Source organism: Nocardioides sp. NPDC054178 (genome assembly GCF_055585005.1).
On the sequence record NZ_JBVJKY010000001.1, the window covers coordinates 558198 to 582363 of the forward strand.

The 24166-nt window shown below is 69.4% G+C and carries 22 protein-coding genes; 16 read left to right on the plus strand and 6 right to left on the minus strand.

Annotated elements, in window-relative coordinates:
• Positions 1-393: 393 nt before the first annotated feature.
• Positions 394-1851 carry an alkaline phosphatase PhoX gene (locus tag ACZ6WN_RS02705; RefSeq protein ID WP_465862531.1) on the plus strand — a complete coding sequence of 486 codons (1458 nt, stop codon included), beginning with the start codon at positions 394-396 and terminating at the stop codon, positions 1849-1851.
• Between the two features lie 58 nt (positions 1852-1909).
• Here ACZ6WN_RS02705 and ACZ6WN_RS02710 read toward each other — a convergent pair whose 3' ends face one another.
• Positions 1910-3019 (minus strand): ScyD/ScyE family protein, encoded by a 1110-nt coding sequence (locus ACZ6WN_RS02710; RefSeq protein ID WP_465862532.1) that lies wholly within the window; start codon positions 3017-3019, stop codon positions 1910-1912.
• A 266-nt stretch (positions 3020-3285) separates the two neighbouring features.
• On the opposite strand from ACZ6WN_RS02710, the gene ACZ6WN_RS02715 reads away from it, so the two are divergent.
• Positions 3286-4737 carry an MFS transporter gene (locus ACZ6WN_RS02715; protein WP_465862533.1) on the plus strand — a complete coding sequence of 484 codons (1452 nt, stop codon included), beginning with the start codon at positions 3286-3288 and terminating at the stop codon, positions 4735-4737.
• A 105-nt stretch (positions 4738-4842) separates the two neighbouring features.
• On the opposite strand, the gene trpS is transcribed toward ACZ6WN_RS02715, so the two are convergent.
• A complete protein-coding gene (gene trpS, locus ACZ6WN_RS02720; protein WP_465862535.1) occupies positions 4843-5796 on the minus strand; it encodes a tryptophan--tRNA ligase in 954 nt (317 codons plus the stop codon).
• A 185-nt stretch (positions 5797-5981) separates the two neighbouring features.
• On the opposite strand from trpS, the gene ACZ6WN_RS02725 reads away from it, so the two are divergent.
• From ACZ6WN_RS02725 to ACZ6WN_RS02745, 5 genes are all read left to right on the plus strand, one after another.
• Complete coding sequence (locus ACZ6WN_RS02725) at positions 5982-7199, plus strand: acetoin utilization protein AcuC (protein WP_465862536.1); 1218 nt, start codon at positions 5982-5984, stop codon at positions 7197-7199.
• A gap of 209 nt (positions 7200-7408) precedes the next feature.
• Positions 7409-7612: a helix-turn-helix domain-containing protein gene (locus ACZ6WN_RS02730; RefSeq protein ID WP_008356311.1), complete on the plus strand. Its 204-nt coding sequence runs from the start codon at positions 7409-7411 to the stop codon at positions 7610-7612.
• 185 nt (positions 7613-7797) lie between these two features.
• The gene (locus ACZ6WN_RS02735; protein ID WP_008356322.1) at positions 7798-7899 is read left to right on the plus strand and encodes a 30S ribosomal protein bS22; all 102 of its coding nucleotides are present in this window, start codon (positions 7798-7800) and stop codon (positions 7897-7899) included.
• Between the two features lie 14 nt (positions 7900-7913).
• Positions 7914-8933 (plus strand): NAD-dependent epimerase/dehydratase family protein, encoded by a 1020-nt coding sequence (locus tag ACZ6WN_RS02740; RefSeq protein ID WP_465862538.1) that lies wholly within the window; start codon positions 7914-7916, stop codon positions 8931-8933.
• Positions 8926-9882: a lysophospholipid acyltransferase family protein gene (locus tag ACZ6WN_RS02745; RefSeq protein ID WP_465862540.1), complete on the plus strand. Its 957-nt coding sequence runs from the start codon at positions 8926-8928 to the stop codon at positions 9880-9882. The genes ACZ6WN_RS02740 and ACZ6WN_RS02745 overlap by 8 nt, the downstream gene beginning before the upstream one ends.
• A gap of 273 nt (positions 9883-10155) precedes the next feature.
• On the opposite strand, the gene ACZ6WN_RS02750 is transcribed toward ACZ6WN_RS02745, so the two are convergent.
• The 3 genes from ACZ6WN_RS02750 to ACZ6WN_RS02760 form a co-directional block, all read right to left on the minus strand.
• Positions 10156-11346: a DUF5667 domain-containing protein gene (locus ACZ6WN_RS02750; protein ID WP_465862541.1), complete on the minus strand. Its 1191-nt coding sequence runs from the start codon at positions 11344-11346 to the stop codon at positions 10156-10158.
• Between the two features lie 142 nt (positions 11347-11488).
• Positions 11489-12238 (minus strand): sigma-70 family RNA polymerase sigma factor, encoded by a 750-nt coding sequence (locus ACZ6WN_RS02755; RefSeq protein WP_465862543.1) that lies wholly within the window; start codon positions 12236-12238, stop codon positions 11489-11491.
• 191 nt (positions 12239-12429) lie between these two features.
• Entirely contained in the window at positions 12430-13329 is a 900-nt protein-coding gene (locus ACZ6WN_RS02760; RefSeq protein ID WP_465862545.1) for an HAD family hydrolase, read from the minus strand.
• A 57-nt stretch (positions 13330-13386) separates the two neighbouring features.
• Here ACZ6WN_RS02760 and ACZ6WN_RS02765 point away from each other — a divergent pair, with 57 nt between their 5' ends.
• From ACZ6WN_RS02765 to ACZ6WN_RS02795, 7 genes are all read left to right on the plus strand, one after another.
• The gene (locus ACZ6WN_RS02765) at positions 13387-13626 is read left to right on the plus strand and encodes a glutaredoxin family protein (protein ID WP_465862546.1); all 240 of its coding nucleotides are present in this window, start codon (positions 13387-13389) and stop codon (positions 13624-13626) included.
• A 178-nt stretch (positions 13627-13804) separates the two neighbouring features.
• Entirely contained in the window at positions 13805-14530 is a 726-nt protein-coding gene (locus ACZ6WN_RS02770) for a redox-sensing transcriptional repressor Rex (protein WP_465862548.1), read from the plus strand.
• Positions 14527-15822, plus strand: a complete 1296-nt coding sequence (locus ACZ6WN_RS02775) for a glutamyl-tRNA reductase (RefSeq protein ID WP_465862549.1) — start codon at positions 14527-14529, stop codon at positions 15820-15822. The genes ACZ6WN_RS02770 and ACZ6WN_RS02775 overlap by 4 nt, the downstream gene beginning before the upstream one ends.
• Positions 15819-16832, plus strand: a complete 1014-nt coding sequence (hemC, locus tag ACZ6WN_RS02780; protein WP_465862551.1) for a hydroxymethylbilane synthase — start codon at positions 15819-15821, stop codon at positions 16830-16832. Before ACZ6WN_RS02775 ends, hemC begins: the two co-directional genes overlap by 4 nt.
• Entirely contained in the window at positions 16829-18514 is a 1686-nt protein-coding gene (locus tag ACZ6WN_RS02785; RefSeq protein ID WP_465862552.1) for a bifunctional uroporphyrinogen-III C-methyltransferase/uroporphyrinogen-III synthase, read from the plus strand. Before hemC ends, ACZ6WN_RS02785 begins: the two co-directional genes overlap by 4 nt.
• Positions 18515-18609: 95 nt before the next feature.
• Entirely contained in the window at positions 18610-19593 is a 984-nt protein-coding gene (gene hemB / locus ACZ6WN_RS02790; RefSeq protein WP_465862554.1) for a porphobilinogen synthase, read from the plus strand.
• Between the two features lie 67 nt (positions 19594-19660).
• The gene (locus tag ACZ6WN_RS02795; protein WP_465862556.1) at positions 19661-20380 is read left to right on the plus strand and encodes a TetR/AcrR family transcriptional regulator; all 720 of its coding nucleotides are present in this window, start codon (positions 19661-19663) and stop codon (positions 20378-20380) included.
• Between the two features lie 215 nt (positions 20381-20595).
• On the opposite strand, the gene ACZ6WN_RS02800 is transcribed toward ACZ6WN_RS02795, so the two are convergent.
• Positions 20596-21852, minus strand: a complete 1257-nt coding sequence (locus ACZ6WN_RS02800; protein WP_465862557.1) for a lytic transglycosylase domain-containing protein — start codon at positions 21850-21852, stop codon at positions 20596-20598.
• A gap of 262 nt (positions 21853-22114) precedes the next feature.
• Between ACZ6WN_RS02800 and hemL the strand changes: the two genes are divergently transcribed.
• The gene (gene hemL, locus ACZ6WN_RS02805; protein WP_465862558.1) at positions 22115-23473 is read left to right on the plus strand and encodes a glutamate-1-semialdehyde 2,1-aminomutase; all 1359 of its coding nucleotides are present in this window, start codon (positions 22115-22117) and stop codon (positions 23471-23473) included.
• Positions 23474-23475: 2 nt separating this feature from the next.
• Entirely contained in the window at positions 23476-24141 is a 666-nt protein-coding gene (locus tag ACZ6WN_RS02810; RefSeq protein WP_465862560.1) for a histidine phosphatase family protein, read from the plus strand.
• The last annotated feature ends 25 nt before the right edge of the window (positions 24142-24166 follow it).

Consider the following 24166-nt stretch of genomic DNA (forward strand, 5'->3'; position numbering starts at 1 on the left):
GGACGGCCCCTGGCGTATGTCACCCTGGAACGAGTTGTACAGATTCCGTTCACGTATGAAGTGCGAGGAGTTCACTCGATGACTTCGGCTATGTGTGCCAAGTGCACCGAAGACGAGGAGATCCGGGTTCTCTCGCGTACGGCGGGGGGCCGCCGGCGACTGATGTGCTGCAGGTGTGGGTACGCGTGGGAGAGCGGGCGCTCCGGCCCCGCCCGGAGAAATGGCCTGACCGGCCTGTTCAGAGCGGCCTGAGGCGCCGCCTCGGCGTACGTTTTCACGGTGTCGTCGTCTGAGGTTCACCTCAGGCGGGCGCCCGGGTGTTGCGGAGTGGCTTGGGTAGAGGGCTGAGACCTGTCACGGGTTCCCCTACGAAGCTCCGAGGAGTTCCAACCCATGTCCGCAACTCGACGCTCCCTGCTCACCGGAGGAGCCGCGGCCGGGGTCGGCCTGGCCGTCGCCGGTGCCGTACCCGCTCTGGCCGAGGCGAAGCCGGCACGGCCCGGCACTCCCGGGCGCAAGCGCGCCCGCGAGCCGTTCCCGCCGCTCGTGGACGACCCGAAGGGGATCCTCGCGCTGGCCGAGGGGTTCACGTACGCCATCGTCACCTCGGCCGGCGAGACGACCCTGAAGACGGGGGAGAAGACGCCGTCCAACCACGACGGGATGATGGTGCTCGGTGGCAGGCGTGGGCGCTACACGCTGATCCAGAACCACGAGATCGAGCCCGGCGAGGGCGTACCGGTGCCGCTGGTCGAGGGCACCGTCTACGACCCGGGCGCGCCCGCGGGCGGCTGCACCGTGATCACCACCGACGCGGGCGGCGCCAACCTCGGTGAGTTCGTCGCGATCTCCGGCACCTCCACCAACTGCGCCGGTGGCCCGACGCCGTGGGGGACCTGGCTGACCTGCGAGGAGACCGTCAACGACGCCGGCGAGGAGTGGGAGGGCGAGGACGGCACCACGGGCGTCTACGAGAAGGACCACGGCTACGTCTTCGAGGTCTGGGCCGACGGCTCGGCCGACCCGCGCCCGATCAAGGCCCTCGGCCGCTACGACCACGAGGCGCTCGCGATCGACAGGACCCGCACCCAGGTCTTCCTCTCCGAGGACGCCGACGAGCCGAACGGGCTCTTCTACCGCTGGACCGCTCCGGCCGGGGTCAGGCTCGGGCCGGGCGTGCTCACCGAGCTGGCCGACGACGCCGGCACGCTCGCCGCGATGCAGATCATCCTCCCCGACGGCTCGGTGCTGCCGGACGTGGCCTACCTGACCTCCGCGCAGCTGGGCCAGTCCTTCCCGGTGACGTGGAAGACGGTCCCCGAGCGCGACGCCCAGGAGACGCCGTGCCGCGAGCAGTTCGCCGACGGCGAGGTCACCCGCGGGCGCAAGTTCGAGGGCGTGTGGGGCACCGACGAGGGCGTGTACGTGGTCAACTCCTACGCCTGGGAGGACACCGACCTCCCCGCCGACGCCTCGCCGCACGACGGCATGGTCTGGTTCTACGACTACCGCGCCGAGACCATCCAGCTGGTGACGTACTTCCCGCACCAGAGGCAGTCCGAGGACGACGCCCCGGCGCCGAAGTACACCGATCTCACCTTCGACGGCCCCGACAACGTCACCGTGACCCCCTGGGGTTCGCTGGTGCTCGCCGAGGACGGCACCGGCGCCTCGCACGTGCTGGGCGCGTTCCCGGGCGGCCCGGCGTACGCCATCGCCCGCAACGACCTCAACGACTCCGAGTTCTGCGGCCCGTGCTTCTCGCCCGACGGCAAGGTCCTCTTCGTCAACATGCAGGACCCCGGCTACACGCTGGCCATCACCGGCCCGTGGGAGCGCTACCTCGGCTGAGCCCGAGAAGGAAGACGTACGCGGCGGGCGGCTCGGGCCGCCCGCCGCGTCGTCCGGATCACCCGAGGTTGACCAGCTTGCCGGCCGGCGCCGAGGTGCCGTCGGTGCCGGAGAGGACGTCGATCGTGGCGACCACGCCCCACCTGGTCCACTCCACCGCTCCGGGAGTGGGCTTCTCCGCCTTGGTCCAGCGGTGGCCGTGACGTACGGCGGTGATCTTGTTGCCGAACATCTCGGCGACGTAGATCGTGCCGTGCGGGCTCACCGCGACGCCGGTGGCGCCGAGGAAGTCACGAGCGACCTGCTTCGTGTGTCCCGTCCGGGCGTCGATCTTGAAGACGCTGCCGCGGGGACCGAGCTCGGGACCCTCCGGTCCGCCGGGCAGGCTCGTGACGTAGAGCCGCCCGTGGTGGCCGGTCTCGACATCGGTCGGCACGCCCTCGAAGTAGTAGGTCCGGCCCACGAAGCACTCGTCGAGCCCGAAGCCCTCGACCACCTCCGGCGTGAACGTGTACGGGATCCCCGGCAGCGTCGTCACGGTCCGCACGTGACCGGACGAGGAGACCGACAGGATGCTGTTGCCACCGGCGTCGGCGACGTAGGTGCGACCGTGGGCGCCGGCAGTGGCGTACGGGTGCGAGTCGATGCCGCCCTTGTAGGCCGCTGGCGCGCCGATGTCGGCCGGCCACTTCGCGTTGCAGGCGGTGTCGCCGTCGCGGAACCCGTAGGACGTACGGCCGTCGGGGTTGCGCTTGGTCTCGTAGGCGTGCAGGTCGGCGACCGTCTTGACCTTGCCGGACGGGTAGAGCCGCTTGAGCCAGCTGCCCGTGTTCTCGAAGGTCTCGCGGTTGGACCGGGTGACGACGAACGTCACCACGCCGTCGTGGACCGAGAGCCCGCCGACCTCGTAGCCGTCGGGGTCGGTGTAGATGACCTTGGCCGCCTTGCCCGGCCGGACCTTCAGGATCTGGCCGGCGAAGTTCGAGGAGACGTACGCCGTTCCGTCGTCGTCCACCGCCGCGCTGAGCGGGCTGAGCAGACCGGTTGCGAGTACGCCCTTGGGCAGACCAGGTTTGGAGTGGGCCTGTGCTGCCGGGGTGGTGGCGATGAGCGCCGCGCCGAGGATCAGTGCGACAGCCGCCGTCAGACACCGTGGAAGTCTGGACATGGTGTGTCCCCCTTGTGTTGTCCGTACCGACCGGCGACCGCGTCGTCACCGGTCGTCGTTCAGTCTCATTGCCTTCGGTGGCGATCGAATCGCCCGGTTTGGGTAAGGCCTTTACCTAAGTGCCGGCGGCAGACGTGAGGCTGTGAGCGCTGTGAGACCGTGAGCGGAAGTTGACGGTCTCGCACGCGAGAGCCTGCGGCTGCTGAAACCTGGGCTGGCGATCGTGGGTGGTATCTCGCCGACCGCCCGCACCTGAGGAGCCCACCATGAGCCGCCGCTACTGGATCGACGACTGGCGTCCGGAGGACGCCACCTTCTGGGAGGAGACCGGGGCCAGGACCGCCCGCCGCAACCTGATCTGGTCGATCTTCGCCGAGCACCTCGGCTTCTCGGTCTGGCTGATCTGGTCGGTCTCCTCGGCCTTCCTGGTCGCCCAGGGCTTCGACTTCACCCCCAGCCAGCTGTTCTTCCTGATCGCCATCCCCAACCTGGTCGGTTCGCTGCTGCGGGTGCCCTACACCCTCGCCGTGCCGAAGTTCGGTGGCCGCAACTGGACGATGATGTCGGCTGCGCTGCTGCTCGTGCCGACCCTCGGCTTCGCGTACGCCGTGACCCAGCCGTCCACTCCCTACTGGGCCTTCTGCCTCATCGCCGCCACCGCCGGGCTCGGCGGCGGGAACTTCGCCTCCTCGATGGCGAACATCAACTTCTTCTACCCCGCGTCGAAGAAGGGGGCGGCGCTCGGTCTCAACGCCGCCGGCGGCAACCTCGGCGTCGCGCTCATCCAGTTCCTGCTGCCGGTCATCGTCGGGGGTGCCGGCATCTTCGGGCTGATCAAGGCCTCGTCCGGTGGCATCCACCTGGAGCGGGCCGCGTTCGTCTACGCGGCGCTGGCCGTCATCGCGATCCTCGCGGCCTTCTTCTTCATGGACAACATCAGCTCCGCGAAGTCGCCCGTACGTGAGCAGCTCTCGGTCGTGAAGTCGAAGCAGACCTGGATCATGTCGTTCCTCTACATCGGCACCTTCGGGTCCTTCATCGGCTACTCCGCCGCGATGCCGCTGCTGATCAAGCTCAACTTCTGGGTGCCCGAGCCCGCGCCGCTCGGCACCGGCATCTACTTCGCCTACTTCGCCTTCCTCGGCGCCCTCATCGGCTCCGCTACCCGTCCGCTGGGTGGCTGGCTGGCCGACCGCTGGGGCGGCGCCAAGGTCACGCTCGGCGCCTTCCTCGGGATGGTCGTCTTCACCCTCGCGGTGCTGTGGACCCTGATGCAGCTCACCCCGAACCCGGACGCCTCGCCCGCGATCGCCCAGGCGAACCAGTCCTGGTTCCCGGTCTTCCTGGGCTTCTTCATGCTGGTCTTCGCCTCGACCGGCATCGGCAACGGGTCGACGTACAAGATGATCCCGTCGATCTTCCGCCGCGAGGCCGAGCTGGCCACCACCCCGGGCACGGCCGAGCGGGACGCCGCACTCGTCGGCGCGACCAAGAAGTCCTCCGCCGCGGTCGGCATCATCGGCGCCGTCGGCGCGGTCGGCGGCTTCCTCATCCCGATCGCGTTCAACAGCCCGTGGGTCGACAACCCCCTCGACGCCACCAAGTCGGCGTTCGTCGCCTTCACCATCTTCTACGCCGTCTGTGCCCTGGTCACCTTCGTGGTCTACCTGCGCCCGCAGCGTGCTCGGGTCGGCGAGCTGGTGGACGTCCGGATCTGACGGATCTGACGGACCCGGCAGGGGTAACACGGTGTTACACCGGGTAGCAGCGTGCTGCAGCACGCTCTTACCCGCGCGGACACCGTGTCACCCCTGGCTGCGTCGTCAGCTCAGCCCGATCGCAGCCTCCGCGGCGGCCAGGACCGGGGCGGTCACCTCGCGGCACCTCGCTGCTCCGGCGGCGTAGACCTCGGTGACGTACGCCCGGTCGGCGGCGAGCTCGCGGTAGCGCTTCTGGATCGGCTCGAGCTCGGCGACGACGGCGTCGGTGACCGCGGCCTTCAGGTCGCCGTAGCCCGACAACTCGGCAGCGGAACCGCCGCAGGCCTCCAGGATGTCGATCAGGTTGGTCACTCCCGGCCGCTCGGGATCGCGGGAGACGTCCCCGGCGGAGTCGGTGACCGCGCGAGCCACCTTGCGGCGTACGACATCGGCCTCGTCCAGCAGGAAGATCGAGCCCGGGTGCTCGTCACCGGCCGACTTCGACATCTTGCTCGTCGGATCGGCCAGATCCATGATCCGGGCGCCGGCCTCGGGGTGCACGGCCCGGGGGACCGAGAAGACCCGGCCGTACGTCGTGTTGAACCGGATCGCGATGTCCCGGGCGAGCTCGACGTGCTGGCGCTGGTCGTCGCCGACGGGCACCTCGGTCGCCCCGTAGAGCAGGATGTCGGCCGCCATCAGCACCGGATAGATGAACAGCGACGCACGCACCGACGCCCCGACTCGGCGTGACTTCTCCTTGAACTGGATCATCCGGCCGAGCTCGCCGGTGTGCGCGACGCACTCGAGCAGATAGCTGAGAGACCGATGCGCGGGGACGTGGGACTGGAGGAACAACGTGGCCGGTTCGAGCCCGGACGCCATCAGCAGGAGGGCCATCTCCTCCGTCCGCGTACGCAGCACCGACGGTTCGTGCGGCAGCGTCAGGGCGTGCAGGTCGGAGAGCCCGTAGAAGGCGTCCGAGTCGGCCGAGGCAGCCATCGGCCGTAGCGCGCCGAGCAGGTTGCCGAGGGTGAGCCGGCCGGAGGGAGTGATGAGGGAGAGTCGCTTCGTCATGGTGGACCTTTCGGGTGGTGAGGCCCACGGGTCAGCGACGATCGAGATCAGAAAGGCCGCCCGTGGGCGGCCTGATGTGAGTGCTCGACAAGAGGGTGGACCGCCTAGGAGGCGGACCACCACTGGGTGGAACGAATGCTGAACACCTCTCCAGTGTTGCACACCTCACGGATACCGTGTGGCCCATGACGACTCCGCCGACCACAGGGCCGACCACGTGGCCGACCTCGTGCCAGGGGCACTCGACGGTCGTCTTCGACGAGAGCCTGGCCGACTACGACTTCGGCCCGACCCACCCGATGGCGCCGATCCGGGTGGACCTGACGATGCGCCTGGCCGGGGAGCTCGGCGTGCTCGACCACCTGAAGGTCGTCGAGGCTCCGATGGGCACCCCGGAGCAGCTGCTCACCGTCCACGACGAGAGCTACATCGAGGCGGTCATCAGGGCGGGCCGGAGCGGCGAGTCGGATCTCGCTCACGGCCTCGGCACCGAGGACGACCCGGTCTTCACGCACATCCACGACGCCAGCGCCCACATCGTCGGCGCGAGCATCGAGGCCTGCCGTCAGGTCTACTCCGGCGAGAGCCTGCACAGCGCCAACATCATGGGCGGCCTCCACCACGCGATGCGCGGACGAGCCTCCGGGTTCTGCATCTACAACGACGTCGCCGCCGGCATCCAGTGGCTCCTCGACCAGGGCGTGAAGAAGGTCGCCTACGTCGATGTGGACGTGCACCACGGCGACGGTGTCGAGCGGGCCTTCTGGAACGACCCGCGGGTCCTGACGATCTCGCTCCACGAGACCGGGCAGCTGCTCTTCCCCGGCACCGGCTTCGCCGAGGAGGTCGGCGGACCCGAGGCCGAGGGGACCGCGGTCAACGTCGCGCTGCCGCCCGGCACCGCCGACCACGGCTGGCTGCGCGCCTTCCACGCCGTCGTGCCCGACCTGATCCGTGAGTTCCAGCCGGAGATCCTGGTGACCCAGCAGGGCTGCGACTCCCACACCGACGACCCCCTGGCCGACCTGGCGCTCAGTGTGGACGGCCAGCGGGCGGCGTACGTCGCGCTCCACGAGCTCGCCCACGAGGTGTGCGCGGGCAAGTGGGTGGCGTTCGGCGGCGGCGGTTATGCGGTCGTCGACGTCGTGCCACGCGCATGGACGCACCTTCTTGCGCTAGTGTCGGGGAATCCCTTGGAGCCGACGCTCGACGTGCCAGGTGGCTGGCGTGAGCACGTGCAGACGCGCCTCGGGAGGGTCGCGCCGTTGCGCATGACGGACGGACGTGAGCCGGCCTACCGCGACTGGGGAAGCGGATACGACCCCGGCACGTGGCTGGACCGGCAGGTCCACGCGACTCGCACAGCGGTGTTCCCGCTGCACGGGCTCGACCCGATGCCGTAGCCCGACGCCTAGTTTCGAGCCGGTCTAGAAACCTCAGATCGCCGCGCCCAAAAGCAACTCGACACGCCGGTGGTATGTGAGATTCTCAAGGGTGTCCCCTTCCCCATCCGTCACATCAGGCCCTATTCTCACTTTGGGATCGCGTTTTTGGACCAGCGGTGGGGAAGCCGCTGGCGTCGCGATCACTCGAGAGAGAACGGTGGAAGCAGATGGTTACTCCTTCTGGAGACATCTCTGACAGCAAGTTCCTGACCGTTGCCGAGGTTGCGTCGATGATGCGCGTCTCCAAGATGACGGTCTACCGGTTGGTTCACTCGGGCGAGCTGCCTGCGGTGCGCGTCGGTCGTTCCTTCCGGGTTCGGGAGGACGACGCGAACGAGTACCTCAAGAGCTCGTTCTACAACGCGGGCTAGTTGTCGGGCCCCGCGCCCGAGCAGGATGGGCGCGGGGGCAACACCGGTCTCACCGGGTCACCGATTCTCTCTGGGTGCCCAGGCTTCGTTAGTCTTACCCCCTAGGTCTGTTTGCCGCGCGCTGCGGTGAGTGGCCGCGTCGGCACCGGGCCGGCATTCTCTGCAACGATCGTGAAGGGTTCCCCGTGGGTTCTGTCATCAAGAAGCGTCGCAAGCGCATGGCGAAGAAGAAGCACCGCAAGCTGCTCAAGAAGACTCGCGTCCAGCGCCGCAAGCTCGGCAAGTGACGTTCGTGGCGTAGGTGGCGGAACGCACCGGACCCGGCCGGGTCCTCCTGGTCACCGGGGTCTCGCGTGACCTCGGTCGCCGTTTTGCGCGCGCTGCCGCCCGCCACCCGAACGTCGAGCGGGTGATCGGCGTCGATGTCGCACCGCCTCGCGGTGACATCGGCAAGGTCGGATTCGTCCGAGCCGACATCCGCAACCCGGTGATCGCCAAGGTGATCGCCAAGGAGGAGGTCGACACCGTCGTCCACCTCAGCGTCATCGCGACCCCCGGCTCCACCGGGGGTCGTTCGACGATGAAGGAGCTCAACGTCATCGGGACGATGCAGCTCCTCGCGGCGTGCCAGACGGCGCCGTCCCTGCGCCAGGTCGTGGTCAAGTCCACGACCCAGGTCTACGGGGCGAGCAGCCGTGACCCGGCGATGTTCACCGAGTCGATGGAGCCGCGGCGCACCCCGTCCTCCGGCTATGCCCGCGACGTGGCCGACATCGAGTCCTACGTACGCGGCTTCGCCCGTCGTCGGCCGGACATCGCCGTCACGGTGCTGCGCTGCGCCAACGTCCTCGGACCGAGCGTGGTCAGCCCGATCACGGCTCACTTCCGGCGCGCGGTCGTGCCGAGCGTGCTCGGCTTCGACCCGCGCCTGCAGTTCCTCCACGAGCAGGACCTCTACGGCGTCCTCGAGCATGCCGTACGCACCGGTGTGCCCGGGACGTTCAACGTCGCCGGCGACGGCGTGCTGACCCATTCGCAGGTCGCGCGCCGGCTGCAGCGGGTCACCGTGCCGATCCCCGAGCCGCTGTTCGGTCTGGCGAGGTTCGGTGGCGGCGAATACCCCGCCGAGCTGAGGGCACTGCTGACCTACGGTCGCGGCGTCGACACCACCCGGATGCGCTCGCTGCTGGGTTTCGAACCTCGATACACCACCGAGGAGACGGTCGTAGACTTTGCGGACAGCGTGATGCCGTCCGCCAACCGTGCCGACCGTGCGCTGGCCGCCTTGGAGAGCCGACTGACAGGAGCGCCCGGTGACTGAGTCCGCCGCCCAGGGTTTCACCGGCACCACCGCACGCGAGCGCCACCCGCTGCGGGCGATCCCGGCGGCCGACTGGGCCGCGGCTCTGGAGATCGCCGCGAAAGAGGTCTTCGGCACCGAGTGGGAGGAGCAGCTCGCTCGGTTCATCGTGTTCCTGCGCCGCCGGATCTCGGGGGAGTACTCCGTCGACGAGTACGGCTTCGACCGCGAGCTGACCCAACGCTTCCTGCTGGCCGTGCTGCGACCGATCAAGGAGAAGTGGTTCCGGGTCGAGGTGCGCGGCATCGAGAACATCCCGACCGACGGCGGCGCCCTGATCGTCTCCAACCACTCCGGCACCATCCCGATGGACGGCCTGATGACGATGGTCTCGATCCACGACGAGCTCGGGCGTGACCTGCGCCCGCTCGGGGCCGACCTCGTCTTCCGGATGCCGATCGTCGGCAACATCGCCCGCAAGGCCGGCGCGACGCTGGCCTGCAGCGAGGATGCCGAGCGGATGCTGCGCAACGGCGAGCTGGTCGGCGTGTGGCCCGAGGGTTTCAAGGGCATCGGCAAGCCCTACAGCGAGCGCTACAAACTCCAGCGCTTCGGCCGCGGCGGCTTCGTCTCCTCCGCGCTGCGCACCGGCGTCCCGATCGTGCCGCTCTCCGTCGTCGGCGCCGAGGAGATCTACCCGCTGGTCGGCAACATCCCGGCCCTCGCCAAGGTCCTCGGCGTCCCCTACCTGCCGATCACGCCGTTCTTCCCGCTCCTCGGGCCGCTGGGTCTCATCCCGCTCCCGTCGAAGTGGCTGATCGAGTTCGGCGAGCCGATCCGCACCGATGCGTACGACGACTCCGAGGCCGACGACCCGATGCTCGTCTTCAACGTGACCGACCAGGTGCGCGAGACCATCCAGCAGACCCTCTACCGACTGCTGGGCGAGCGCGCCTCCGTCTTCGGCTGACCCACCCCGGCCAAGGTGTCGCCCCCGTCTGCCGAGACGTCACCCCCGTCGGTCGAGGCGTCAGCCCGGTCGCTCGAGGCGTCAGCCCGGTCGGTCGAGGTGTCACCTCGGTCGCTCGACGCGTCACGCATACCGCCTCGATCGGCGTAGGTGACGCTTCGACCGACGCGCGTGACGCTTCGGCCGACGCGCGTGACGCTTCGGCCGACGCGCGTGACGCTTCGACCGACGTACCTGACGCTTCGGCCGACGCGCGTGACGCCTCGGCGTGCGTTACGGGGTGAGTAGGCCGGTGGCGCCGGCGAGGACGTCGCCGACCAGGCCGGTGACGCCGGTGACCAGGCCGGTGACGGGGTCTGTCACGGTGCCGGTGTCGGTGTCGGGCTCCTCGGAGGGATCGCCGTCGGCCGGGTTGGTGGGGCTCGGCAGGATGCTGCCGTCCTCGTCTGGTTCCTCGGAGGGCTTCTCCGGGTCGTCCTTCTCGTCCTTGGGGTCGGTCACCGAGCCGGGACCGATCTTGTCGGGGTCGATGGAGGGCAGGTCGAGGGCGTTGTCGTCCTGGGTGAGCGGCGGCAGCGCCTCGGCCTCGACGACGGTGTCGGCCGGAAGCAGCCCGTCGATGTCGGAGGTCAGGCTGGAGACCAGCGTCGCCGGAAGCTCGGTGATGCCACCCTCGCAGGTGGGGCAGAGCTGGGCGGCGGCCTGGTCGATCAGCACGAGGGTCTGCGCGGCGTCGGAGACCGCGGGCTCGGCCCGCTCGGGCACCTTCGGGCTCAGCTCGGCCAGCTCCTCGACGCCGTCGGCCGCGAACGTACGCAGCTGGGCGAGGGAGTCGTTGTCCTGGGACTGCTCGAAGTCGCTGATCAGCAGGTCGGAGCCGTGCGCGGCCTGTCGCGAGAAGGTCTCCAGCGTCGTGGTGACCCGCTCGGCGTCGGTCGTCGGCCCGTCGGCGACCAGCGACTTGGCCTCGCGCAGGCGGGTGCCGGCGTCCTCGAGGATCCGGATGCCACGGGCCTGGGCGCTGACGGTGAAGCCGGCGGAGACGTTCTCCACGGCACGCTTGACCGGGTAGAGCGAGTCGCCGGGCAGAGCGGTCTGGGACGCGGCCGCGGCACCCGCGGTGCCGCCGACGATCGCCATCGCGGCGAAGGCGACGGCCAGCTTGCGCTGCCGGCGCGGCCTGCGCACGGGACCGACGGTGAGCTTGCGCTCGACAGTCTTCTCGGTGCGGGGCGCGGGCACGAGCTCGGTGTCGGCGGCCTCCATGAGGCGCTCGCGCAGGGAGACGGAGAAGTCGCGACTGGGGACGGCGGAGTCGCTGAGAGTGGAGAGCGACGAAGCGAAGACGGCCAGATCACGAAGCTCGTCGGCAGACTGCGAGGCACGCCGATCCGTCGCGGCACACGCCGCGACCATTCGGTCGAACTCGTCGGCACGCTTTCGCGCCGGGAACGCCGGGCTCATCGGAGGGTTCCTACTCGGTATCGGCTGTCAGGGATTCGTCGAAACAGCTGCGCACAAGGTGCAGCCATGTCGGACAACGAGTCGCCCCGGCCGCGGGTTACGGCAACCGGTCGAGCATTCAAGGTGGTGCGGAACACAGTCATCAGCGGATCCCGTCAGGCATCTGCTTGGCGAGATTGCGGATCCCGCGCAGCTGGAGCTGTTTCACGGCTCCGTCGCTGCGCCCGAGGATAGCGGCTGTCTCCGCGATTGACAGCCCTTGGAGGAAACGCATGATGATGCAGTCGCGCTGCTCGTCGGGAAGCTTGGAGAGAGCGCCGAGCAGCATCTCGTTGGTGATCCCGGCCATCACGATCTTCTCGGGCCCGTCCGAGGAGGAGTCGTGCTGGCCCATGTCCTCGGTGGTCATCTCCAGGCGCGTACGTCCCGCCTTGAAGTGGTCCGTGGCCAGGTTGCGGGCGATGGTCATCAGCCAGGCGCCGAAGTCCTTGCCCTGCCAGCGGAAGCCGGTCATCGAGCGGAGCGCCCGGAAGAACGTCTCCGAGGTCAGGTCCTCGGCGACCTGGGTGGAGCGGGTCCGGTAGAAGAGGAACCGGTAGACCGCGCCGTGGTAGTGGTCGTAGAGGAGACCGAACGCCTCCTTGTCGCCCTTGCGGGCGAGCTCGACCAGCGCGATCAGCCGGGTGCGGTCGGCCTCGCTCTCCTCCGAGGAGGCGGCGAGCTCGGTGTCGTCGTCCGGCTCGTTGTCGGAGCGGGGCGTGGAGTCGTGGGTGCCACCAGAGCCCCGACGCCCGGGCTCGGCGAGCGGGCCGGACGCGCCGGCCACTCCGGCGTATGCGGGTTCGTAGCCCTCGTTCATCAAGAGCTCGACCGCAGCGCGAAGTGCATCCAAGCGACGATGGACGTCATTGGCGCGGCGCGACATGTGGGTCCCTCCCGAAGACTCCCCCTGAGCGAGCCCAACCTTACGGGTTGCGGACTCCTGATGTCAGGTCCCGAGCCGAAGTTGCCTCGGCGTGTGGTGGCATTTTTCCGACAGGACGGCGAATACCCGTCACTGCATGCGGGTCGCCAGCGGCGCGATCACTCCCGCCGCCCGCGCAGCGCGATCGCCACCGCGATCGCCCCCGTGGCCGCGCCGCCCAGCGCTGCGGTGACCACGCCGGCCCGGGCCGCCTTGCGCCCGGTGCGGTAGTCACGGATCGGCCAGCCCTTCGCGCGCGCGTGGGCGCGCAGGCGCGCGTCCGGGTTGATCGCACACGGATGCCCGACCAGCGAGAGCATCGGCAGGTCGTTGTAGGAGTCGGAGTAGGCCGCACAGCGAGAGAGGTCGAGGTCCTCCCGGGCGGCGATGGCCTTGACCGCCTCCGCCTTGGCGGGTCCGTGCAGCATCTCGCCGACCAGCTCGCCGGTGTAGACGCCGTCCTCGGTGGCCGCCACCGTCCCGAGCGCGCCGGTGAGGCCGAGCCGCCGGGCGATGACCCGCGCGGCCTCGACGGGCGCCGCGGTCACCAGCCACACCCGCTGCCCCTGGTCGATGTGGGTCTGCGCGAGAGCGCGGGTGCCGGGCCAGATCCGGTGGGCCATGCCCTCGTCGAAGATCTCCTCCATCAGGCTCTCGACCTCCTCGGCGCGATGGCCGCGGATGAACGACAGTGCCGAGGAGCGCGCCGACTCCATGTGGGCCGGGTCCTCGACCCCGGCCACCCGGAAGTAGGCCTGCTTGTACGCGGCCGAGGCGATGTCGCGCGTACGGAAGAACTTGCGCCGATGCAGGCCGCGGGCCAGATGGAAGATCGTCGCGCCCTGCATGATCGTGTTGTCCACGTCGAAGAAGGCTGCCGCCGTCGGGTCGCCGGTCGTCGGATAGAGCCAGGCCTCGATCTCCGCTGCCGCGGCCGATGCCTCGCCGGCGAGAGCCGAGCGGCGTTTGAGGTCTTTTCGCCGCAGCTCGGCGCGGCGGCGGTCGCTGGCGCTGCTCATTTCGCCAACAGTAGTGGTCCGGACGTCGTCACGGGACCCAGGTGCCAAGATGGTCGGATGGAACCGCGTGTGACCTTCTACACCCGTCAGGGCTGCCATCTGTGCGACGAGGCTCGGCTCGTCCTCGAGAAGGTGGTCGGGGACGACTACACCGAGGTCGACATCGACGCCGACGAGAAGCTGCGGGAGCGTTTCACGAACGAGGTGCCCGTGACGTACGTCGACGGGAGGCAGCACGACTTCTGGCGTGTCTCCGAGGAGCGGCTGAGGGCAGCGCTCGCGCGCTCCCCAGAATAACTGTCGATCGGCCCATTACCCCGAACAACCCCCCTCTGCCAACTCGGCAAACACGTGTGCTAGCCGACGGTCTGCGAGTTTGTTCTCGCGGTCACAAACTCCGTATGGTGGCTGAGCCGCAGGGCGATCCCGGGCTAAAAAGCCCCCGTCTGTGGCGCCGGCATTGAAAGAGCAGAGCGTGACGGCACGGAGTACGAATACGGGCGAGGGCAGCGGTGCCCAGGACCCCCACCGGGACATCCCCGAGGCGACAGTCGCCCGGCTTCCGGTCTACCTCCGGGCCCTGACCTCGCTCGCCGAGCGCAACATCGTCTCCTGCTCCTCCGAGGAGCTCGCGACGGCCGCCGGGGTCAACTCCGCCAAGCTGCGCAAGGACCTCTCCTACCTGGGCTCCTACGGCACTCGTGGGGTCGGCTACGACGTCGACTACCTGAGCTACCAGATCGCCCGCGAGATCGGCGTCACCCACGACTGGCCGGTCATCATCGTCGGTATCGGAAACCTGGGCCAGGCGCTCGCCAACTTCTCCGGCTTCAGCAGCCGCGGCTTCCGCACCGTCGCGCTCCTGGACGCGGCCGCGCAGATGCAGGGCCGCACGGTCGCCGGGCTCGAGGTCCGGCCGTTCGCCGACCTGGCCGAGATCGTCGCGGCCGAGCAGGTCTCGATCGGGGTCATCTCCGTGCCGGCGACCGCGGCCCAGGACGTCGCCGACGCGATGGTCGCGGCCGGCATCAGCAGCATCCTCAACTTCGCACCGGCCGTCCTGAACGTGCCGCCCGGTGTCGATGTACGCAAGGTCGATCTCTCGATCGAGCTGCAGATCCTCGCGTATCACGAGTCGCGCAAGGCTGCAGAAGCTGACGAGACGGTGGACAATGGTTCCGAGGAAGGGATCACCGCATGAGTGTCCTTGTTGTCGGCATCTCACATAACTCTGCGCCGGTCTCGCTGCTCGAGGCGGCGTCGGTGGATGCGGACGGCCTGCAGAAGCTCCTCACCGACGTGGCTGGTTGTGAGCATGTCAGCGAGGCAGCGGTCATCGCGACCTGCAACCGTCTCGAGATCTACACCGAGGTCGAGCGCTTCCACGGCTCCGTCGAGGAGCTCTCCCGCCGCATCATCGAGGGCGCCGGTCAGACGCTCGAGACGATGCTGCCGCACCTCTACGTCCACTACGACGACGGTGCCGTCTCCCACCTGTTCAAGGTGGCGGCCGGGCTCGACTCGATGGCCGTGGGCGAGGGCCAGATCCTCGGTCAGGCGCGTGCGGCCCTGCAGCTCGGCCAGGAGATGGGCACGGTCGGACCGGCGCTCAACAGCCTGTTCCAGCAGGCGCTGCGGGTCGGCAAGCGCTCGCGCGCGGAGACCGACATCGACCAGGCCGCCCCGTCGCTGGTGACGGCGTCGCTGGACCGTGCCGCTCGAGCCGTGGGTGACGTACGCGGCAAGCGGGTCGCGGTCGTCGGGGCCGGTGCGATGGCCGGGCTGGCCACCGCGACCGTCTCCCGGCTCGGTGCCGCCGACGTCGTCGTGGTCAACCGCACCACGGCCAACGCCGAGCGCCTCGCCAAGGAATACTCGGCGCGCTCCGCCTCCCTCGGCGAGCTCGCCGACGAGGTCGCGGCCGCCGACATCGTGATCACCTGTGCGGGTGCCAACGGGCTGCTCGTCCCGGCCGACATGGTCGGTGACCGCAGCGGCCGGCCGATCGCGCTGATCGACCTGGCTCTGCCCCACGACATCGACCCCGACGCGGGGTCGCTCCCGGGGGCCACCCTGATCGACCTGGCCGCCCTCGCCGACGAGCTGCACGCCTCGCCCGCCGGCCAGGAGGTGCTCGCGGTCCGCGACATCGTCACCCAGGAGGTCGCGGCGTTCCTGAGCGCTCGTCGCCAGTCCGCGGTGACCCCGACGGTGGTCGCGCTGCGGAGCATGGCCACCGGCGTCGTCGCCGCCGAGATGGAACGCCTCGACAACAAGCTGCCCGGCCTCGACGAGGTGACTCGTGCCGAGGTCCTCCGGACCGTACGCCGCGTGGCCGACAAGCTGCTGCACGAGCCGACCGTCCGGGTCAAGGAGCTCGCCAACGAGACCGGCGCGGTGTCCTACGCCGCTGCGCTCGCCGAGCTCTTCGCGCTCGACCCCGAGGCCGTCTCCGCGGTGACCCGGGCCGACGTCCCAGGAGACCACTCATGAGAACTCTTCGCCTCGGCACCCGCCGTTCCCAGCTCGCCGTCACCCAGTCGACCCTCGTCGCGGAGATGCTCCGCGCCCAGGGCCACATCGTCGAGCTGGTCGAGATCGTCTCCGACGGCGACCGCACCCAGGCGGCGAACACCCCGCTGACCAGCGCGAACTCGACCGGCGTCTTCGTCAGCGCGCTGCGCGACGCGCTCCACGCCAAGGAGATCGACCTCGCGGTCCACTCGCTCAAGGACCTGCCGACCTACCCCGAGGACGGCATCGAGCTGGCCGCGATCCTGCCGCGCGAGGACCCGCGCGACGTGATCGTCGCCCGCGACGGGCTGACCCTCGGTGAGCTCCCGCCGGGCTCGCGGGTCGGCACCGGCTCGCCGCGACGCGTCGCCCAGATCAAGGCCCTCGGCCTCGGCCTGGAGCTGGCCGGCATCCGCGGCAACGTGGACACCCGCATCGGCAAGGTCCGCTCGGGCGAGTTCGACGCCGTCGTGCTCGCGCGGGCCGGCCTGGCCCGCATCGACCGGCTCGACGAGGTCACCGAGGTCCTCGACCCGATCCAGGTGCTGCCCGCTCCTGGGCAGGGGGCCCTGGCGGTCGAGTGCCGTGCAGGTGACGCCGATGCCGACGTACGCAAGCTGCTGACCTCCCTCGACGACTCGTCCACCCGAGCGGCCGTCGAGGCGGAACGCGCGGTGCTCGCCACCCTCGAAGGTGGCTGCGCCGCGCCCATCGGGACCCTCGCCGACGTGGTGGAGGGTGAGGAAGGACCAGAGCTCTGGGTGCGGGCAGTGGCGCTCTCACTCGATGGCTCGCTCTCGGTTCGACTCTCCGCATCCGGGCCGGTCGACGACGCCGCAGGCGTCGGGCGTCGGCTCGCCGAGGAGATGCTCGCCGAGGGTGCAGCAGACCTGACCGACGACCCCACCACTGAACCCGGCCAGGCTGTCATGGACACGGGCGGTTCCCCCCAGACCGCTCCCGAGCAGGACAAGGTGCACAACGCATGACCCGAGCAAAGACCACCGAGCAGACGGCCGAGCTCAGCTCGGCCACCCCACTGGGCTGGGTGTCCTTCGTCGGCAGCGGTCCCGGTGACCCTGAGCTGCTGACGGTACGGGCGATCGACCTGCTGAAGCAGGCCGATGTTGTCGTGACCGAGGCCCCCGAGCACGCTTCGATGGTGCGCGGCGTACTCGGCATCCCCGAGCCGGTCGAGCCGGCCGAGGGTGAGGAGACCCCGGAACCGGTCGGACCCGAGTTCATCGACGGCGGATTCGGCGTGGACGGCCAGCCCCTGGCCAACGCCGCCCGTGCCAAGGCCGTCGTCAAGCAGGCGAAGCTGGGCAAGCGCGTCGTGCGCCTGATGACCGGCGACCCCTTCCTCTACGCCTCCGGCCCCGAGGAGGCGCAGTCCTGCGCCAAGGCGGGCATCGGCTTCGAGATCGTCCCCGGCGTCTCGTCGGTGTCGGCGGTCCCCGCCTACGCCGGCATCCCGCTGACGACCAAGGACCACCAAGAGGTCGCGGTCGTCACCTGCAACGAGAAGATCGACTGGAGCCAGTACGCCGACAACCGCACCCTGGTTCTCCTCTCCGGTGTCGGCATGATCGGTGACATCGCCAAGGAGCTCGTCGCGGCGGGCCGCCCGGCCAAGACCCCGGTCGCGATCACCCGCGTCGGCACCACGACCGAGCAGTCGACGGTAGAGTCGACGCTGGAGAACATCGCCGTCGACGCTCGTGCCGCACGGATGGCGCCGCCGGCGATCGTGGTGATCGGCAAGGTGGTCAACTTGCGTGAGACGCTCTCGTGGTTCGAGACGAAGCCGCTGTTCGGCTGGCGCGTCCTCGTGCCGCGCACCAAGGAGCAGGCGCCGGCGCTGTCGCTGAAGCTGAAGAGCTTCGGTGCCGTGCCCGAGGAGGTCCCGACGATCTCCGTCGAGCCGCCGCGCAACCCGCAGCAGATGGACAAGGCCGTACGCGGCCTGGTCGAGGGGCGCTACAACTGGATCGCCTTCACCTCGATCAACGCGGTGCGTGCGGTCCGCGAGAAGTTCGACGAGTACGGCCTGGACTGCCGCGCCTTCTCCGGTCTGAAGATCGCCGCCGTCGGCGAGAAGACCGGCCAGGCGCTCGAGGCCTGGGGCCTGCGTCCCGACCTGGTGCCGAACACCGACAACCAGTCGGCCGCCGGCCTGCTCGATGTGTGGCCGGAGTACGACGAGGACCTCGACCCGATCAACCGGGTCTTCCTCCCGCGCGCCGACATCGCCACCGAGAACCTCATCGCCGGCCTGGTCGACCTCGGCTGGGAGTGCGACGACGTGACCGCCTACCGCACCGTCCGGGCGGCCCCGCCGCCCGCGCCGACCCGCGACGCGATCAAGACCGGCAAGTTCGACGCGGTGGTCTTCACCTCCTCGTCGACGGTCCGCAACCTGGTCGGCATCGCGGGCAAGCCGCACACCTCCACGGTGATCGCGGCGATCGGCCCGGCCACCGCCAAGACCGCCGAGGAGCACGGCCTGCGGGTCGACGTGATGTCGCCCGAGCCGTCGATCGAGGCGCTCACCGAGGCGCTCGCCGCCTTCGGTGCCGCGCGTCGGGCCTCGCTGGTCGAGCAGGGTCTGCCGGTCACCAAGCCGTCCGACCGGCGCCCCGCCTCGCGCCGCCGTTCGCGCACCTCCTGATCCGACCGTTCTACGCAACAGCCGCTTGCTCCCGAGTGTGGGAGCAAGCGGCTGTTGCACTACCGTGGAACGTACCCTTTTGCGATGGAGTGCAGATGAGCATCGAGAAGCCCGTGATCCGTCCCCGCCGGCTGCGCCGCACGCCGATCATGCGCCGGATGGTCGCGGAGACGGCCGTACGTCCCGCCAACCTGGTCCTGCCCGCGTTCGTGCGCGAGGGGATCGACGAGCCCGTCCCGATCTCGACGATGCCCGGCGTCGTCCAGCACAGCCGGGAGTCGCTGCGGAAGGCCGCGGCCGAGGCGGCCTCCGCCGGCATCGGCGGCATCATGCTCTTCGGTGTCCCGGAGACGAAGGACGCGGTCGGCTCCGGTGCGCTGGACCCTGACGGCATCCTCAACGTGGCCATCGCCGACGTGGTCTCCGAGGTCGGCGACGCGCTCACCGTGATGAGCGACCTGTGCCTCGACGAGTTCACCGACCACGGTCACTGCGGTGTGCTCGCCGAGGACGGCTCGGTCGACAACGATGCCACCCTCGAGATCTACGCCCAGATGGCGATCGCCCACGCCGAGGCCGGCGTCCACATGGTCGGCCCGTCCGGGATGATGGACGGCCAGGTCGCGGTGATCCGCGATGCCCTCGACGGCGCGGGTCACACCGACGTCTCCATCCTGGCCTACTCCGCGAAGTACGCCTCGGCCTTCTACGGCCCGTTCCGTGAGGCGGTCGACTCCTCGCTCAAGGGCGACCGGCGCACCTACCAGCAGGATCCGGCCAACGCGCTGGAGGGCGTGCGCGAGGCGCTTCTTGACGTGGCCGAGGGCGCCGATATCGTGATGGTCAAGCCCGGGCTCCCGTACCTCGACGTCCTCCAGCGAGTGCGTGAGTCTGTCGATGTTCCGGTGGCTGCCTACAACATCTCGGGGGAGTACGCGATGTTGGAAGCCGCCGCCGCGAACGGCTGGATCGACCGCGAACCGGCGATCCTGGAGACACTCACCGCCTTCAAGAGGGCGGGCGCGGACGTCATTCTGACCTACTGGGCCACCGAAGCCGCCGGCTGGCTGCGAGGCTGAGTTTTCTCGCTCCAGCAGCCGAGCAGCTCTGTGACGTGGAACATATCCTGAGAGTAGACTCGAGCCTGTGACCAATCGAGAGTTGGGCAGCACGAAGCGCACCGGTCGGCCGCGCAACAGTGGACGCAATTCGGCGAACCCGCGAGAAGAGATCCTCAAAGAGGCGTCCCGGCTCTTCACCGCTCAGGGGGTCGCGGCGACGACGATCAGCCAGATCGCCGAGTGCGTCGGGCTGCGCCAGTCCTCGATGTACTACTACTACAAGTCCAAGGAGGAGATCCTCTCCGCCTTGATGGAGAAGAACCGCGAGTCGCTCACGCTCGCGGAGAAGCTCCTCGAGGAGGACGGCCCGGTCGCTCCGCGGCTCTACGCCTTCCTCTACACCGACGTACGCCAGCTGTGCACCGCGCCGCTCGACTTCTACGAGCTGGAGGTGGCCGCCCTGGCGCAGCCCCAGGTCTTCGCGGGCTTCGAGGAGGACGGCGAGAAGCTGCGCGCTGCGGCCGCTCAGCTCCTCGAGCTGGGCGTCGAGAGCAGCGAGCTGCGCCAGACCGACCCTGCCGCGACCGCGCTGATGCTGCTCTCGCTCAACGAAGGCGCCCAGCACCGGCTGTGGCACGGCCGCCGCGACGAGGAGAAGGCCCTGGCGAGCTCTGACGCCCTGGCCGAGTCGGTCGCCGACTACCACCTCAGCTCTCTGCTGGCCGACGCGTCCTCCCTGGCCGCCGTCCGTGAGGCCGGCCGCGCCTTCGTCACCGAGTACGAGGACGACCAGCCCGCCGCCTGACCCCCGCCGGTCGGGCCCGCTGGCCACGCCGTTGGTCACTCCGCTGGGCAGCCGCGGCAGGTGTAACACGTCGTTCGTAGGACTATTCGCCCTATCAGAACGACCGGATAGTCCTACGAACGACGTGTTACACGGGCGGCGCAGGCGCGATCACAGCTCTCGCAACACCGAAGGGACCCCGCCGGATGGCGGGGTCCCTTCGGATGTGGTTCGAGCTACTTGACGAGCCCGAGCAGCCTCAGCAGGCCGGTCAGGATGCCGCCGACAGCATCGGTGGCCTCCGTCAGGGTCTTCCCCTGCAGCTGTGCCACGCAGTCGGTGATCGTGCTCTTCGGGACGGTGCGGGCGAGCACGGAGCCGACCTGGTCGATCACCGCGTTGGTGCAGATCGTGGTCAGCTCGGAAACGGTCGCGACGACCTTCTCCACCGGCTGGGTCACCGGCTCCAGCGCCTTCCCCGGGTCGGTGGTGGCCCCACCGCCGGCGTCGCCGCCCCCGGTGCCACCGCCGGTGCTCCCGCCGGGCGTCTCCCCGGACGGAGTCTCGCTGGACGGGGCGGAGGGAGACTGCGAGGAGCCGCCGCGCGGGCCGGCCTGCTGGCCGCCTGCACGGAGCTCGCGGTCCTTCTTCTTCGAAGGCTTCGGAGCCTCCATCCGCGGGATCGCGTAGTCGACCGGGACCGTGCTGTTCGGGATCGAGGTGAAGTCACCGGAGCGGTAGGCCTCGGCGACACCGAGCACCGTCGTGACGTACGACTGGCTGTGGTTGTAACGGAAGACCGCTGCCCGCGCGCCCTGGTCGGTGGAGAGGTCGTCGTCGCCGGAGCAGAGGTAGACGGCGGAGGCGAGGGCGGCGTCGTTGATGTCCTGCGGGTTGCGTTTGCCGTCACCGTCGGCGTCCACGCCGACCATCGCCCAGGTGGAGGGGATGAACTGCATCGGGCCGACCGCGCGGTCGTAGCTGGTGTCGCCGTCGTACTGCCCGCCGTCGGTGTCGGTGATCTGGGAGACGTTGCCCTTGCCGTTGAGCGGCACCCCGTAGATGCCGGGCGTGGAGACGCCCTCGGCGCTGAGACGGTTGTCGTTGGCGCGCCCGTGGTTGGACTCGACCCGACCGATCGCGGCGATCAGCGGCCAGTCGATCTTGCAGCCGGCGTCCGCGGCGTTGATGACCGTGGCTGCACGCTGGTAGGCAGCGAGCGCGGCGGACGGGATGCCGGCGGCGCTGGCCGTCCCGGGCAGCGACGTGTCGCCCCCGTTGGTCGAGGCCGACACGCTGGCCGGCGCCTCGATCGCCTCGGTCGGGACCGATGTCCCGTCCGGCAGGCTGAACGCATCGTCGTAACGGGTCCCTGATGCGGTGGCGCTCGACTGCGTCAGACCGGTGACGTTGACTGTCCAGGCCGCGCTCAGCAGCGCGAGCGGAACGAGCGCGGTCGCCTTCTGGAGGCGGCTGTAGCGCGTAGCGGACATCGAATCTCCCTCTCAATCCCCGGGGCAGAAAGTCCCGGGTCTTGCTCCCCAAATCGCAACGTTCTCAACGAACCGTCTCATGTCAAAGTTACGCACGTCACGTTTTACTGGCACATTGCGTTCCAGTTAACGAGACGTCGATGAGACGCAGGTTAATTCGGTTCATGACGACGAACATCGGTTTTCGTACGCATCGGTAACCCGATTCCGTGGTGGCACGCGTGCGCGGTGCGGCCCGGAATGGGGATTGCGGGTGGGGTTGATGAAGAATGAGCCGGTGCCTCACGACATCTCGCCCCTGTCCGCAGCGGCATCCGAAGCGCTCTTCGCCCGTGCGAAGGCAGTGACGCCGGGCGGCGTGAACTCGCCCGTACGCGCCTTCAACGCGGTGGGCGGGACGCCGCGCTTCATCCGGGAGGCGAAGGGGGCGTGGCTGACCGACGTCGACGGGAACGAGTACGTCGACCTGATCTGCTCCTGGGGCCCGATGCTGCTGGGCCATGCCCATCCGGAGGTCCAGGCCGCGGTCCTCGAGGCGGTCGCCCGGGGCACCTCCTACGGGACCCCGACCACGCCCGAGGTCGAGCTCGCGGAGGAGATCGTGCGCCGGGCGCCGGTCGAGAAGGTGCGGTTCGTCAGCAGCGGCACCGAGGCGACGATGTCGGCCATCCGGCTGGCGCGAGGCTTCACCGGCCGCGACGTGATCCTCAAGTTCGCCGGCAACTACCACGGCCACGTGGACTCCCTCCTCGCCAGCGCCGGGTCCGGCCTGGTCACCCACGCCATCCCCGGCACCCCGGGCGTACCCGAGAGCAGCACCGAGCTCACCGTCGTGCTGCCCTACAACGACCGAGCCGCCGTGACCGCGGCCTTCGAGACCTACCGGGGCCGCGTGGCCTGCCTGATCACCGAGGCCTCGCCGGGCAACATGGGCATCGTGCCGCCGGAGCCCGGGTTCAACCAGTTCCTGAGCGAGACCTGCACGAGCAACGGCGCCCTGTTCATCTCGGATGAGGTGATGACCGGGTTCCGGGCCAGCAAGCAGGGGCAGTGGGGCCTGGACGGCAAGACCGAGGGCTGGACGCCCGACCTGGTCACCTTCGGCAAGGTGATGGGTGGCGGGTTCCCGGCGGCGGCCTTCGGTGGCCGCGCCGACGTGATGAGTTCGCTCAGCCCCGACGGGCCGGTCTACCAGGCCGGCACGCTGTCGGGGAACCCGGTCGCGACGACCGCGGGCCTGACCACGCTGCGGCTGGCGACCGACGAGGTCTATGACCACATCACCCAGGCCGGCGACGTCGTGAAGGCGGCGATCGAGGAGACCTTCACCAAGGTCGGTCTGCCGCACGTCATCCAGTCCACCGGCACGATGTTCTCGGTCTTCTTCACCGACAGGCCGGTGCGCGACTTCGACGAGGCCAAGACCACCGACGAGGCGGCGTACAAGGCCTTCTTCCACGCCATGCTCGATCAGGGCGTCTACCTGCCGCCGAGCGCCTACGAGGCCTGGTTCCTCTCCTCCGCCCACGACGAGCGGGCGGTCTCCCGGATCGTCGAGGCGCTTCCGTACGCCGCCGAGGCTGCTGTGGCCTCGACAGGCTCGACCCCCGAAGGAGCATGAGTATGGAGACGACGGTTCACCTGCTGCGCCATGGTGAGGTCCACAACCCGGAGGGCATCCTCTACGGGCGCAGGCCCGGGTTCAACCTCTCCGAGCTCGGCCTGCGGATGGCCGAGCGGGTCGCCGACCGGATCGGCGGGCAGGACATCACCCACGTCATCTCCAGCCCGCTCGAGCGCGCCCAGCAGACCGCCGGGCCGCTGGCGAAGGCGCTCGGGGTCGACATCTCGCTCGACGAGCGGGTGCTCGAGTCGGAGAACCTCTTCGTCGGCAAGAGCTTCAAGGACGGCATGGGGCCGCTGAAGGACCCCAAGGTCTGGCCGAAGCTGCTCAACCCGCTGAAGCCGTCGTGGGGCGAGCCCTACCTGGAGATCGTGGCCAGGATGATGGCCGCGATCCACGACGCCCGCGATCTGGCCAAAGGCCACGAGGTGGTCATCGTCTCCCACCAGCTGCCGATCTGGACCACCCGGCTCCACATCGAGGGCCGCAGCTTCCTGCACGACCCGCGCCGCCGCCAGTGCGCGCTGTGCTCGCTGACCTCGCTGCACTTCGTCGACGACGAGTTCGTCGCGCTCTCCTACAGCGAGCCGGCCGGCGACATGCTGCCGGCGAAGGACAAGTACGCACCGTTCTCGGCCGGCGACGCGGAAGACGCGGAAGATTAACGAGGCTCTCAGGTTTGTCAGGAAG